Here is a 12,309-nt window from a genome sequence, read left to right as displayed (position 1 = left end):
TATCAGCCTGGCGCGTATTCCTCCATCGCGGCCTTGTAGATGGAGTTCTTCGGCTGCGCAAACAACCGTTCCATCATCGGCTCAAAGAAACTCAGCGGCAGCGTGTCATACGCCGGATCAAACGCCGCTGCGTCATATTTGGCACAGAACTCAATGGTCGCCTGATACTGCGGATGGCCGCTGAATTGCTCGCGCAGATGCCGGTCCATGCCCAAATGATGGAAGAAGTAATAGCCTTGAAAAATCCCGTGTTGCGCGACCATCCACAGGTTCTCGGCGCTGACGAACGGCTTGAGAATCGCTGCGGCGATGTCCGGGTGGTTGTAGGAACCCAAGGTGTCGCCAATGTCGTGAAGCAGCGCGCAGACCACGTATTCTTCATCGCGGCCATCGCGCCAGGCACGGCTGGCGGTTTGCAGGGAGTGGGTCAGACGATCCACCGGAAAACCGCCAAAATCACCCTCCAGTAATTTCAGGTGCGCCACAATCCGTGTCGGTAATTGTCGCGCGTAGGCACTGAAGTCTGCGGCGATAATCGCCCAGTCTTCCTGTGTGCCGTCCTGCATGTGGGTGAAACGGGCGTTGGCGTTCATCGGCTAGTCTCTCTTTGCTTATCTCTCTAAATAGCGGTTGCGCCTAGAACGGCACGCGACCCAGAATCATGTCTCGGTACATGACGAAATCGCCCAGCAGGCTGTAAAACGGATGTTGGAAGGTCGCAGGACGATTTTTCTCAAAGAAGAAATGCCCCACCCAGGCGAAGCTGTAGCCCGCCAGCGGTAGCGCCAACAGCAGCAGCCAGGCGCCTTTGCCGATGGTGAGGGCCAGAATGAAAATAACCAGCGTCGTGCCGATAAAGTGCAATCGTCGACAGGTACTGTTGCTGTGTTCGCTGAGGTAATACGGATAGAACTCAGCGAAGCTGTTGAAACGTTTGACGTTTTCCACGACTGCGATCTCTGTGGTTATTGTTCTGACTGCAAGTTGTTCTGCGGGTAGCTTATTTGAGTCTAGAGTGATCATTGGCATCAGCCAGTGACAATAGGCGCCACTTTAGTATCCTTCGGAAACTGGCCGTAGCCTGCGGCTCATCATGTAAGTGGACGACATGAGCGAACGAACGACTTCTGCAAGCTGGGCGATGGGGATTGTCAAAGCACTGGAGATGGACGGCCTGGATTGCCGGGTTCTGTTCAAGCAGCTGGGGCTCGACTACACGGCACTGGATGATCCGGATGCGCGCTTCCCGCAAGATTCCATGACACGACTGTGGCAGCGCGCGGTTGAGCTGTCCGGCAACCCGGCGATTGGCCTGAACATGGGCAAGGTGGTGCGACCGGCTTCCTTTCATGTGGCAGGCTACGCCTTGATGTCCAGCCAGACCCTGGCCGAAGGCTTTCAGCGCCTGGTGCGCTATCAGCGGATCATTGCGGAAAGTGCCGACCTGAGCTTCCGGTTATTGGAGGAGGGTTATGCGCTGATTCTGACGGTTCACGGCGACCATCTGCCACCGACCCGGCAGAGCGCCGAAGCGTCACTGGCCTGTGCCCTGGCGCTGTGCGGCTGGTTGACCGGGCGCACTCTGCAACCGCGCAAAGTGCTGGTGCAGGGCGATCAGCCCGTCGATCTGGAACCCTATAAACAAGCCTTTCATGCACCTTTGGTGTTCAACGCGCCTTATGACGCCTTGATCTTCGAGCGTGCTGACATGGAGGCTCCGTTGCCTACTGCCAACGAGGCGATGGCGCTGTTGCATGACCGGTTTGCCGGTGAATACCTGGCACGGTTTTCCGAGAGTCGCGTGACCCACAAGGCGCGACAGGTGCTGTGCCGTTTGCTGCCCCAGGGCGAACCCAAGCGCGATACCGTGGCGCAGACGCTGCACCTGTCACAACGCACCTTGCAGCGACGCTTGCAGGAAGAAGGCACGAGTTTTCAGACGTTGCTCGACGACACTCGACGTGAACTGGCCGAGCAATACCTGGCGCAGCCGTCCATGACCCTGCTGGAAATTGCCTACCTGCTGGGGTTCGCCGATCCGAGCAACTTCTTCCGTGCTTTCCGCCGCTGGTTCGACGCCACCCCCGGCGAGTACCGGATGCGCCTGATGGAAGCGCCTGCTCCTGTCAGTGACGCCAGAACGCCGGAATACACAGAACAAACACCGTAATGATCTCGAGTCGGCCCAGCAGCATGCCGACCGACAGAATCCACTTGGCGGCGTCCGGCAGGGTGGCAAAGTTGCCCGCCGGGCCAATCGTCTCGCCCAGTCCCGGACCGACACCGGACACCGTGGCGGCCGCGCCGGTGAGGGCGGTCATCCAGTCCACACCGAGCAGCGACAACAGCAGCGCGATCACACAGATGGTGATGGCGAAGAAGAAGGAAAAGGTCAGAATCGAACGCACGATCTCTTCGTCGAGGCGGTGACCGTTGTACTTCTGCTTGATCACCGCGCGCGGGTGAATCAGCTGGTTAAGGTTGGCCTTGAGCAGGATGTACGCGACCTGGAAGCGGAAAATCTTGATCCCGCCAGCGGTCGAGCCCGAACAGCCGCCGACAAAACCCAGATAGAAGAACAGCATCAGCGAGAAATTGCCCCAGAGGCTGTAGTCCCCCAACGCGAAGCCTGTAGTCGTGACCACCGAGGTCACGTTCAGCGCCACATGTCGCAGGGCTTCCAGCCAATGCAGCTGGGTGGTCCACCAATACCAGGTGCCGAGCACCAGCCAGGTCACCAGCAACATGCCGAGCAGCCCCTGAACCTGTTCATCCTTGATCAGTGCTTTGCGGTTACCGCGCAAGGTCGCTACATACAGGGTGAACGGCAGGGCACCAAGAATCATGATGACGATCGCGACCCAATGCACTGCAGGCTCCGTCCACTTGGCAAGAGACTGGTCGGACGTTGAGAAACCACCGGTGGAAATCGCCGACATCGCGTGGTTGATCGCATCGAACGGGCTCATCCCGGCCCACCAGAATGCCAGGCTGCCGAAAATGGTGATGCCGACGTAGGCCGCAACGATCAAACGCGCCACCATGTGCGAACGGGGCATGACTTTTTCGGAACGGTCCGACGACTCGGTCTGAAACAGCCGCATGCCACCGATGCGCAGCAGTGGCAGAATCGCTACCGCCATGCCGATAAAGCCGATGCCGCCGATCCAGTGCAGCAATGAGCGCCACATCAGGATGCCGGGAGACATGTTGTCCAGGCCCGTGAGCACCGTCGCACCGGTGGCGGTAATGCCGGACATGCTTTCGAAGAACGAGTCGGTGTAGCTGATGCGCTGGGTCAGCAGGAACGGCAGCGCAGCGAAGATGCACACCACCACCCAACTGCTGACGGTCAGCAGGTACATGTCTCGCGGACGCAGGTGTATGTGTTCGGGGCGACCTGGGATGACCAGCGCGAGGCCGGCGACAAAGGTAATCATGCTCGCCCAGAGGAACGACGGCAGGTCGCTGGTGCGGTCGAAAATCACCAGCGTGGCCATGGGCACGACCATGGCGATGGCCAGCGTGATCAGGAAGATGCCGATGATGAAACCAATAATCCGTAAGGTCGGCAACGCCATGAAGTCCGCTCGGGCTGAAATAGGGAAGGGCGCCATTCTACCTGCGGGGCCTGCTATGTAAACCGGCACTCCCGAGGTGGTTGCAGCTAGAATAGCTTCACATTTTTTTCAGGAGGTGGCCGATGCAGGCTCTCGACGCTTTGCTCAACCGTGTTTCCGTTCCGCGACTGCAGGAACCAGCACCGACCGCAGAACAACGCGAAGTGCTGTTTGCCGCCGCGATGCGAGCGCCAGACCATGGTCACTTGCAGCCTTGGCGCTTCCTGACCGTCGAAGGCGCGGCACGTGAGCAAATGGGCGAGTTGCTGGCCGAAGCGGCGAAGCTGCAGGACAGTGAGGTGTCCGAGGCCGCGCTGGACAAGGCGCGTAACGGCCCGCTGCGTGCGCCGCTGGTGGTTGTGGTGATCGCGCGGTTGCAGGATCACGTCAAATATCCGAAGTCTGAACAACGGCTGGCGGCGGGTTGCGCGGCTCACGGGATTTTGCTGGCGGCGTATGCGCAAGGAATTGGCGCGGTGTGGCGCACGGGAGAGCTGGCGTATTCGGCGCATGTGGCCAAGGGGTTGGGATTGGCTGAAGGGGAAGAGGTGATTGCGTTTCTTTATCTGGGTACGCCGCAGAAGGAACCGCGGGTGGCGGAGAAGGTAGACCTCACTGAATTCGTCAGCGTCTGGCCCGCTAAGTTTTGAAGATCAAAAGATCGCAGCCTCGTTTCACTCGACAGCTGCTACAGAGACAGGTGTACATCTGTAGCAGCTGTCGAGTGAAACGAGGCTGCGATCTTTTTGCATCACCACTGCACTTACGGCTGAACGACCGCCCCCGGCACCAACGGTAATTCAAGGCTGGCGATGAACCCACCTTGTGGATGATTAGCCAGCACTAGACTCCCGCCATGCCGTTCCGCCGCACGACGCGCAATGGCCAACCCCAAACCATGCCCTGCCGCCGTCTGCCCCGGCGCCCGATAGAACGGCTCACCCAGCTGGCTCAAATGTGCAGCCTCTACACCCGGCCCATGGTCACGCACGCTGACCACAATCCGCTCACCCTGACGCACCGCCTGCATTTCAATGGATTGCCCCTGCGGGTTGAACCGCTGAGCATTGCGCAGCAAGTTGTCCACGGCGCGCTCGATCATCGTCGGCCAGCCTTTGAGATTCAGCTGCGGCTCGGCCTCAAGGCGCACGTTCTGCTCGGGCGAACTCAATTGAGCATCCTTTTGCAGAGTGTTGAGCAGCGCATTGAGATCAACTTCTTCGGCGCTGGCGTTGTCGGCATCGACCCGTGCCAGTACCAGGATTTCGCTGATCAACGCTTCCAGTCTGTCGCACTCACGGGTAAGGCGCGGCCAGAGCTTTTCCCGTTCTTCAGGGTTGGCCCGCTCGGCCAGTGCCAGCGCAATGCGCAGCCGGGCGAGGGGGGAGCGCAATTCGTGGGACACATCCCGCAGCAACTGCCGCTGACTGCCGATCAAACTTTGCAGGCGCGCGCCCATGCGGTTGAAGTCGTTGGCCAGCACGCCGAACTCATCGCGCCGGTTGGCCAGTTTTACCAAGCTGTTCTGCTGGTAAGTGGTTTGCCCCAGATCATGCACCGCACCGCGCAAACGGTTGAGTGGGCGAGTAATGGACAACGTCACCAACAAGCTGAACAAGGTCAGCACCACCAGCGCGATACCCAGCGCACTCAACGGCCACAGCAGGCTTTCGCGGTGCCATGAGTCCAGTTCCGGGTGTCGAATGCGGTAGATCAACAGGTACGTGTCGCCGGTTTTTTCGCTGGTGTACTCAGCGGTCAAGCGACGCCATGGCAGGCGACGGTCGTCGTTGTTCTGCCGCGCTTCGAAGGCTGCCGCACGACGTGGGAAGGTGCCGCGCACCACCGGATCGCCGCTCTCGTTGAGCACTTGAACGTCAATGTGATACTGGCGCTTGCGCTGTTCCAGAATGTCTTGGGCCGCGTCTTCACCCTGTGACTCGTAGGTTTGCGTCCACTGTTCGGCCAGGGTGTTGAGGCCCGGGTGACGGCTGAGAATCCATGCATCCTGGTTGAGCATGTGCCCGAGCAGAATGGAAAGCCCTGCAACCAGAGCGATGGCCAGCCAAAAGCTGGCCAGAATACGCCAGAACAATGAGCGCACAAAAAATCCTCAAACAAAGAAAGCCCAAGGGCGATTAACCGTTGGGCTGGGGCGTGTTGCTAAAGCATTATTGCGCTTTTTGCGGTTGTTGCGCTTTCCAGGCCTTGAACTCGGCCCATTCGGCGCGACGCTCGGCCTTTTTCTTCTGGATCTCGTCGAATTGCTTCTGTTGATCCGGTTTCAGCAAGGCACGCACGTCGGCTTCAGCTTTCTTGTGGTTGGCCGCCATTTCATCTTTCATGGCTTTCTGGTCGGCTGGCGAAAGTTTTTCCAGGTACTTGTCGACCACTTGCTTACGCTCATGCATCTGCTCGCCCATGATCTTGCGGACCTGCTCGCGCTGTTCGCGGCTCAGGTCCAGCTGGCTGTACGGGCCTTTACCGTGCATGCCGTGCATCTGACCGCCGTGGCGTGAGCCGTCCATATGGTCAGCCATCGGGCCGGCGCCTTCAGGCATGGCCATGGCAACGGTCGGCAGGGCGGCAGCGAACATCAGAGCGATAAGAGTCTTGCGCATGGTGAATCTCCTTGTCTCGTTCCCGGTACGTTCCGGATGTGTGCAGATTACGGAGATCAAGGTCAGCGGCGGTCAGCGGAGCGTAAAGCTTGGGTAAAGACGATTTCTCGCTGACCTGACAAATCCAACACTTTGCCGATCTATCTGACGATACGTGGCCGGTGTAGCAGCTGCCGAGCCTGCGAGGCTGCGTTCGGCGGCGAAGCCGTCGTGAAATCAGGCGATGCTTTTTTCATGAAAACCGCGTATTCGGGGTTTCCGACTGCTGCGCAGCCGAACGCAGCCTCGCTGGGGCTCGACAGCTGCTACAAGGAATTGTGTGGATTTCAAAGGCTGTAGTAATAGCCACGGCTGCGCAGGGCCACGATGCGCGGGCGACCGTCGGGGTGCGGGCCGATCTTTTTGCGCAGGTTGCTGACGTGCATGTCCAGGCTGCGGTCGTACAGCGTCAGCTTGCGGCCGAGGGCGATTTGCGCGAGTTCCTGTTTGTCCAGCGGCTCGCCGGGTTGCTTGAGCAGGGCTTCGAGCAAACGGCTTTCGGACACGGTGAGGGTAAATTCCTGTTCATCGATGCTGACGACGCCACGCACCGGGCTGAAACACAGGTCGCCCAGTTCCATCTGGCTGGACACCGCCGTCGGATGACTGCGGCGCAACACGGCGCGCAGGCGGGCTGTCAGTTCCCGTGGGTCGCACGGTTTGGCCAGGTAATCGTCGGCGCCGAGTTCCAGGCCGAGGATGCGGTCCAGCGGCTCGCCGCGCGCCGAGAGCATCAGCACCGGCAAGTCCGGGTGGTCGTTGCGCAATTGCTTGAGCAACTCCAGGCCGCTGCCGTCCGGCAGCATCACGTCCAGTACCACGGCTGCCGGCGATGTTTCAGCCAGTGCGCGACGGGCACTCTGACCGTCGTGGCAGGCGCGGACCTGGAAGCCTTCCTGGCTCAGCCAACTGCTCAGGAGCTCACACAGCTCCTGGTCATCATCAATTAATAACAGCTCGCTCATGACTCACTCAATTTAGCCATTGCCTACGTTTTCTGGTGGCACCACTGGCGAAGATACCGCAGAGCAACGCCAATAGCGCTACTCCGGCCCCGATGACGAACCACTGCTGCTGATCAGTCAGCAAGCGCGGCAGCGGGCTGCTGGCCTGGGCTTCCTTGAGTTGCAGCTTCAGACGCTGGTTCTCCTGGCGCAACCGGCTCAGCTGAACGCTTTCGCGTTCGCCATCGACATTCTGCAGTTGTTTGCTCAGTTCTTCTCGTTGCTGCTCGCTTGCCTTCAAGCGTTGCTGCAAATCGGTGATCTGGCTGCCGGCGCTCAAGGAAAGCGGCGTCGAACTACCGCCAGCAGCGCCTTCTTCACCGTGGGCGGGGGCCATGATCGACAACGTCACCAACATCAGACACAACGGACCTTTGCGCATCGCGACTCCTGATTCCAATACGAGTATTGGGCAGGTTGTCGGCCGGTAAACGAGAATAATGAGCGTTGAGCGCGCGATGAAACCGATTAGGTTCACCGCGCCAGGGGATTAGTGTCTTGTCTCACAAGTACGTTCCTCTTTTTGGCGAGTGGCTGTTGTTGTCAGGCAAGGCGCCGCGACGAGTCATAGCCCGCTATGGCGAGGAGCGGCAACGCAGCATGACGGCAACAGACACCGTCAAAAAAGGAACAGTACTTGCGAGACAAGACACTATGGCAGGACTTGCTTGAACGGCTTGACCGAAACGTTGGCGTAGACGCCTGCGGCGATATACGGATCAGCGTCGGCCCAGGCTTGGGCGGCGCTCAAAGAATCGAATTCGGCGACGATCAGGCTGCCGGTGAAACCCGCAGCACCCGGATCATTGCTGTCGACCGCCGGGTGTGGACCGGCCAGAACGATGCGACCTTCGCCTTTGAGCACTTGCAGGCGCTCAAGGTGTGCAGGGCGTGCGGCCAGGCGGGCTTCCAGGGAGTTGGCGACGTCTGTGGCAATAATTGCGTAAAGCATGTCAGTCCTCGGTTTTTGGCGTTGTGGTATCGGCGTCGTGCAGGTGGCGGGACAGGTAGATGCCCTGGGCGACCAGGAACAGCAGCGTCATGCCCAGGCTGCCGAACACCTTGAAGTCGACCCAGTAGTTCTGGAAGGTGAACGCGACGAACAGGTTGGCGGCACCGCAGAACAGGAAAAACCCGATCCAGGCGATGTTCAGGCGCGTCCAGACCTGATCCGGCAGGGTCAGCGCGTGGCCCATGATGCGTTTGATCAGCAGGTTGTCACCCACAAAGTGACTGCCGATGAAAGCCAGGGCGAACAGCCAGTTCACCACCGGGGCTTTCCACTTCAGGAAAGTTTCGCTGTGGAACGCCAAGGTCAGGCTGCCGAAGACCAGGCAGGCGATGAGGGTCAGCCACTGGCTCTTCTCCAGCTTGCGCTGCTTGATGAACAGCGTGCCGTAAACCACCAGGGAGCTGATGATCAGCATCGCGGTGGCGCTGTAAATACCGCCTACAGTCAGTTGATGACCGGCGATGTCGACGACCCGTGGGTCGAGTTTGAAGACGATGAAAAACAGCAGAAGCGGGATGAAATCGATGAATTGTTTCACAGTGGCAGCCAGAAGCAGGATGTGGCGGCATAATAACAAACATATGGGCGCGCGATAGCGCCAGCTGATTTGAGGTAACACATCCCCGTGAATGTTGATTTGCACTGCCATAGCACGGCCTCCGATGGCGCTCTCGCGCCTGCAGTTCTGGTTGCGCGTGCGTTCGAAAAAGGCGTGCGAGTCCTGGCCTTGACCGATCATGACACCCTTGAAGGCCTCGACGAGGCCCGCCACGCGGCGACTGCGCTGGGGATGCAACTGGTCAACGGTGTCGAATTGTCCTGCACTTGGGGGGGCGCGACCATTCATGTACTGGGCTACGGATTTGATGTAAATGCCGCACCGTTGGTCGAGGCCATCGCAAAATTGCACGATGGCCGCTGGCTCCGGTCCGAAGAAATAAGCCGCAAGTTGGCGTTGAAAGGCATGCCGGGAGCGCTCGAAGGTGCCCGGGCCATTCAGCAGGAACTGGGCGACAGCGGCAACGCGCCGGCCCGTCCGCATTTCGCCGACTGGATGGTGCGTGAAGGTTTCGTCAAGGATCGCGCCGAAGCGTTCCGCAAATGGCTGGGCGCCGGCAAGCTGGGGGACGTCAAGCAACACTGGCCGACCCTGGAAGACACGGTCGAAACCCTGAGAGCCGCGAAAGCCTGGGTCAGCCTGGCGCATCCGTGGCACTACGATTTCACTCGCAGCAAACGTCGCCGGTTGATTGCCGACTATATTCAAGCAGGGGGCCACGCTATCGAAGTGGTCAATGGCCATCAGCCCGCCGAGCAAGTGGGCAGCCTGGCGATTCTTGCCCGTGAATTCGGTCTGCTGGTCAGCGCCGGCAGTGACTTTCATGGCCCTGGAGGCTGGTCCGAGATCGGTGAATACCGCCCGCTCCCGGAGGATCTGCCACCACTGTGGTGTCGATTCAAACATGACCCAATTATTGCCGCCGTCTGAACAGGTAGAGAATGTGAGTCAATTTTTCCAGATTCATCCGGAAAACCCGCAAGCGCGCCTGATAAAACAAGCTGTCGAGATCATCCGCAACGGCGGGGTGGTGATTTATCCCACAGACTCGTCCTACGCCATTGGTTGCCAGATCGGCGACAAGAATGCCGTGGAGCGCGTGCGCCGCTTGAGACAGCTGGACGACAAGCACAACTTCGCGCTGATTTGCAGCGACCTGTCGCAACTGGGGCTGTTTGCCAAGATCGACACCGGCACCTTCCGCCTGCTTAAAGCTCACTTGCCGGGGCCATACACCTTCATTCTCAACGCCACCCGCGAAGTCCCACGGCTGTTGTTGCACCCGAAAAAACGCACCATCGGCCTGCGCGTGCCGAGCCATCCGATTGCCCTGGCGCTGCTGGAGGAACTCGGCGAACCGCTGATGAGCGTGACGCTGATCATGCCTGGCGACACCGATCCGATGACCGATCCTTACGAAATGCGTCAATTGCTTGAGCATCAGGTCGAACTGATCATCGACGGCGGTTTCGGCGGGATCAAGGCGTCCACCGTGATCAACCTCGCCGACGGCGAGCCAGAAGTGATCCGCGTCGGTTGCGGCGACCCTACGCCGTTCATGGCCGAGGCGTAGATGTCTGCAGTAGAACCCGTTGTCGACAGTCAGGCCGGAGCCCAGCAAGAGCTGCCCTTCGCCATGGTTTATGGCCAGGCGGTCATGGAAATGCCGCTGGACCTGTACATCCCGCCGGACGCTTTGGAAGTCTTCCTTGAAGCGTTCGAAGGCCCCCTCGACCTGTTGCTGTACCTGATCCGCAAACAGAACATCAACATTCTCGACATCCCGGTGGCGGAAATCACTCGGCAATACATGGGCTATGTCGAGTTGATGCAGTCGGTGCGCCTGGAGTTGGCCGCCGAGTACCTGGTCATGGCCGCGATGCTGGCCGAGATCAAATCGCGGATGCTGCTGCCGCGTGCCGAAACGATCGAGGCCGAAGAAGACGACCCTCGCGCCGAACTGATCCGCCGCTTGCAAGAGTACGAACGCTTCAAGGCTGCTGCCGAAGGCATCGATGGTCTGAGCCGCGTGGGCCGCGATGTGGTGGTGCCCAAGCTCGACGCTCCGGAAGCCCAAGCGCGCAAACTGTTGCCGGATGTGCGTCTGTCAGAGCTGCTGCTGTCCATGGCCGAGGTGCTGCGCCGTGGCGACATGTTCGAAAGCCACCAGGTCAGCCGCGAGGCGCTGTCCACGCGCGAACGCATGAGCGATGTGCTGGAACGGCTCAAGGGTGGTGGTTTCGTGCCGTTTGTCGAGCTGTTCACCGCTGAAGAAGGGCGTCTGGGGGTGGTGGTGACCTTTATGGCGATTCTCGAACTGGTCAAGGAATCCTTGGTCGAGCTGGTGCAGAATGAGCCGTTCGCGGCGATCCACGTGCGAGCCCGAGCCGAATAACGAGTTGAATCATGAACCTGACTGAACCCCGCGAGCTGGCGCCACTGCTTGAAGCTTTTCTGTTGGCCTCGGGAAAACCGCAATCGCTTGAACGCCTGTTCGAACTCTTCGAAGAGGGCGAGCGGCCGGAACCGCCGGTCTTCAAGAAAGCCCTGACGATTCTGGCCAAGTCCTGCGACGGCCGCGCCTTCGAGCTGAAGGAAGTGGCCTCCGGGTATCGCTTGCAGATCCGCGAAAAGTTCTCGCCGTGGGTAGGACGATTGTGGGAAGAGCGGCCGCAGCGCTATTCCCGCGCCATGCTCGAAACCATGGCCCTGATCGCCTATCGCCAGCCGATCACCCGGGGTGAGATCGAAGACGTGCGGGGCGTGGCGGTTAACAGTCACATCGTCAAAACCTTGCTGGAGCGCGAGTGGATTCGCATTGTCGGTTACCGCGACGTGCCGGGTAAGCCGGCGATGTTCGCGACCACCAAGGCCTTTCTCGATCACTTCAACCTGAAAAACCTCGACGATTTGCCACCGCTGGCCGAACTGCGCGAGCTTGAACCTGATCCGGTGCTCGATTTCGACGACGCGCCGGTGCCTGCCGGTCTGCAAGCGTTGGCCGACGCTAGCGCGGAACCGGAAGAGCCGAAGGAAGAAACCAGTTTCCATACGTTGTTGCTGGAACTGGACACCATGGAGGAGGGGCTCAAGACCGACTTCGACGATTTGTTGCGCGATGGCGAGGTGACCGAGACCGAAGAGATCCTGGATCAGCCCGAGCCCGAGCCCGAGCTTGAGCCTGAGATCGAAGTTGAACTTCAGGTCGAGCCCGAAGCCTCAGTCGAAGAAGAGCAGGAAGAAGAGCAGGAAGATGATGTGCTTGGCGTTGCCGAAGCTCGCGAGAAACTCCTGGCCGCTGTGGCTGCACTGGAACAAGCCAAGCCCGAACCTGAACTGAGCGACGAAGAAGCCGAAGCCCGGGCTCTCGCCGAAGCGATCGAAAACGAACGCCGCGAATTCGACGACTGACCCAATCCTGTAGGAGCCGAGCTTGCTCGCGATAGCGGTCTTC

15 protein-coding genes are annotated in these 12,309 nt (G+C 59.6%); 6 read left to right on the top strand and 9 right to left on the bottom strand.

The window, feature by feature from the left end; translation table 11 throughout:
- Positions 1 to 2: 2 nt before the first annotated feature.
- Complete coding sequence (locus tag ACYZT3_RS20725) at positions 3 to 593, bottom strand: HD domain-containing protein (protein WP_462030596.1); 591 nt, start codon at positions 591 to 593, stop codon at positions 3 to 5.
- A gap of 43 nt (positions 594 to 636) precedes the next feature.
- Positions 637 to 948, bottom strand: coding sequence for an Mpo1-like protein (locus tag ACYZT3_RS20720; RefSeq protein ID WP_282380731.1), 312 nt, complete (start codon positions 946 to 948; stop codon positions 637 to 639).
- A 160-nt stretch (positions 949 to 1,108) separates the two neighbouring features.
- On the opposite strand from ACYZT3_RS20720, the gene ACYZT3_RS20715 reads away from it, so the two are divergent.
- Positions 1,109 to 2,170, top strand: coding sequence for an AraC family transcriptional regulator (locus ACYZT3_RS20715; protein ID WP_282380729.1), 1,062 nt, complete (start codon positions 1,109 to 1,111; stop codon positions 2,168 to 2,170).
- Here the strand turns inward: ACYZT3_RS20715 and ACYZT3_RS20710 are convergent.
- The gene (locus tag ACYZT3_RS20710; protein ID WP_282380728.1) at positions 2,127 to 3,581 is read right to left on the bottom strand and encodes a TrkH family potassium uptake protein; all 1,455 of its coding nucleotides are present in this window, start codon (positions 3,579 to 3,581) and stop codon (positions 2,127 to 2,129) included. The two genes, ACYZT3_RS20715 and ACYZT3_RS20710, sit on opposite strands and share 44 nt — an antisense overlap.
- Before the next feature lie 122 nt (positions 3,582 to 3,703).
- Here ACYZT3_RS20710 and ACYZT3_RS20705 point away from each other — a divergent pair, with 122 nt between their 5' ends.
- Positions 3,704 to 4,270, top strand: coding sequence for an NAD(P)H nitroreductase (locus ACYZT3_RS20705; protein WP_462030595.1), 567 nt, complete (start codon positions 3,704 to 3,706; stop codon positions 4,268 to 4,270).
- Positions 4,271 to 4,383: 113 nt separating this feature from the next.
- On the opposite strand, the gene ACYZT3_RS20700 is transcribed toward ACYZT3_RS20705, so the two are convergent.
- The 6 genes from ACYZT3_RS20700 to ACYZT3_RS20675 all read right to left on the bottom strand — a co-directional run bounded on the left by ACYZT3_RS20700 (position 4,384) and on the right by ACYZT3_RS20675 (position 8,834).
- Positions 4,384 to 5,724, bottom strand: coding sequence for a sensor histidine kinase (locus ACYZT3_RS20700; RefSeq protein ID WP_462030594.1), 1,341 nt, complete (start codon positions 5,722 to 5,724; stop codon positions 4,384 to 4,386).
- 67 nt (positions 5,725 to 5,791) lie between these two features.
- Positions 5,792 to 6,241, bottom strand: coding sequence for an LTXXQ domain protein (locus ACYZT3_RS20695; protein ID WP_462030593.1), 450 nt, complete (start codon positions 6,239 to 6,241; stop codon positions 5,792 to 5,794).
- A gap of 326 nt (positions 6,242 to 6,567) precedes the next feature.
- The gene (locus tag ACYZT3_RS20690) at positions 6,568 to 7,245 is read right to left on the bottom strand and encodes a response regulator transcription factor (protein ID WP_282380720.1); all 678 of its coding nucleotides are present in this window, start codon (positions 7,243 to 7,245) and stop codon (positions 6,568 to 6,570) included.
- Positions 7,246 to 7,252: 7 nt separating this feature from the next.
- Entirely contained in the window at positions 7,253 to 7,666 is a 414-nt protein-coding gene (locus ACYZT3_RS20685; protein ID WP_282380718.1) for a translation initiation factor 2, read from the bottom strand.
- A gap of 270 nt (positions 7,667 to 7,936) precedes the next feature.
- Positions 7,937 to 8,236, bottom strand: a complete 300-nt coding sequence (locus tag ACYZT3_RS20680; RefSeq protein ID WP_008156126.1) for a YciI family protein — start codon at positions 8,234 to 8,236, stop codon at positions 7,937 to 7,939.
- A gap of 1 nt (position 8,237) precedes the next feature.
- The gene (locus tag ACYZT3_RS20675; RefSeq protein ID WP_282380712.1) at positions 8,238 to 8,834 is read right to left on the bottom strand and encodes a septation protein A; all 597 of its coding nucleotides are present in this window, start codon (positions 8,832 to 8,834) and stop codon (positions 8,238 to 8,240) included.
- Positions 8,835 to 8,921: 87 nt separating this feature from the next.
- On the opposite strand from ACYZT3_RS20675, the gene ACYZT3_RS20670 reads away from it, so the two are divergent.
- The 4 genes from ACYZT3_RS20670 (at position 8,922) to scpB (ending at position 12,266) form a co-directional block, all read left to right on the top strand.
- Entirely contained in the window at positions 8,922 to 9,785 is an 864-nt protein-coding gene (locus ACYZT3_RS20670; RefSeq protein ID WP_282380710.1) for a PHP domain-containing protein, read from the top strand.
- A 13-nt stretch (positions 9,786 to 9,798) separates the two neighbouring features.
- Positions 9,799 to 10,428 carry an L-threonylcarbamoyladenylate synthase gene (locus ACYZT3_RS20665; RefSeq protein WP_462030592.1) on the top strand — a complete coding sequence of 210 codons (630 nt, stop codon included), beginning with the start codon at positions 9,799 to 9,801 and terminating at the stop codon, positions 10,426 to 10,428.
- A 123-nt stretch (positions 10,429 to 10,551) separates the two neighbouring features.
- The gene (locus ACYZT3_RS20660) at positions 10,552 to 11,250 is read left to right on the top strand and encodes a segregation and condensation protein A (RefSeq protein WP_462032404.1); all 699 of its coding nucleotides are present in this window, start codon (positions 10,552 to 10,554) and stop codon (positions 11,248 to 11,250) included.
- Positions 11,251 to 11,261: 11 nt separating this feature from the next.
- A complete protein-coding gene (gene scpB / locus ACYZT3_RS20655; protein ID WP_462030591.1) occupies positions 11,262 to 12,266 on the top strand; it encodes an SMC-Scp complex subunit ScpB in 1,005 nt (334 codons plus the stop codon).
- The last annotated feature ends 43 nt before the right edge of the window (positions 12,267 to 12,309 follow it).

It is taken from the genome of Pseudomonas sp. MDT1-16 (genome assembly GCF_054898115.1).
The sequence above is the reverse complement of the archived record's forward strand: the minus strand, read 5'-3'. Positions and strand labels throughout refer to the sequence as shown.

Coding starts and splice junctions, on each gene's coding strand:
- ACYZT3_RS20725 (WP_462030596.1), bottom strand. CDS start 593: ATGAACGCCAACGCCCGTTTCACCCACATGCAGGACGGCACACAGGAA.
- ACYZT3_RS20715 (WP_282380729.1), top strand. CDS start 1,109: ATGAGCGAACGAACGACTTCTGCAAGCTGGGCGATGGGGATTGTCAAA.
- ACYZT3_RS20710 (WP_282380728.1), bottom strand. CDS start 3,581: ATGGCGTTGCCGACCTTACGGATTATTGGTTTCATCATCGGCATCTTC.
- ACYZT3_RS20705 (WP_462030595.1), top strand. CDS start 3,704: ATGCAGGCTCTCGACGCTTTGCTCAACCGTGTTTCCGTTCCGCGACTG.
- ACYZT3_RS20695 (WP_462030593.1), bottom strand. CDS start 6,241: ATGCGCAAGACTCTTATCGCTCTGATGTTCGCTGCCGCCCTGCCGACC.
- ACYZT3_RS20690 (WP_282380720.1), bottom strand. CDS start 7,245: ATGAGCGAGCTGTTATTAATTGATGATGACCAGGAGCTGTGTGAGCTC.
- ACYZT3_RS20685 (WP_282380718.1), bottom strand. CDS start 7,666: ATGCGCAAAGGTCCGTTGTGTCTGATGTTGGTGACGTTGTCGATCATG.
- ACYZT3_RS20680 (WP_008156126.1), bottom strand. CDS start 8,236: ATGCTTTACGCAATTATTGCCACAGACGTCGCCAACTCCCTGGAAGCC.
- scpB (WP_462030591.1), top strand. CDS start 11,262: ATGAACCTGACTGAACCCCGCGAGCTGGCGCCACTGCTTGAAGCTTTT.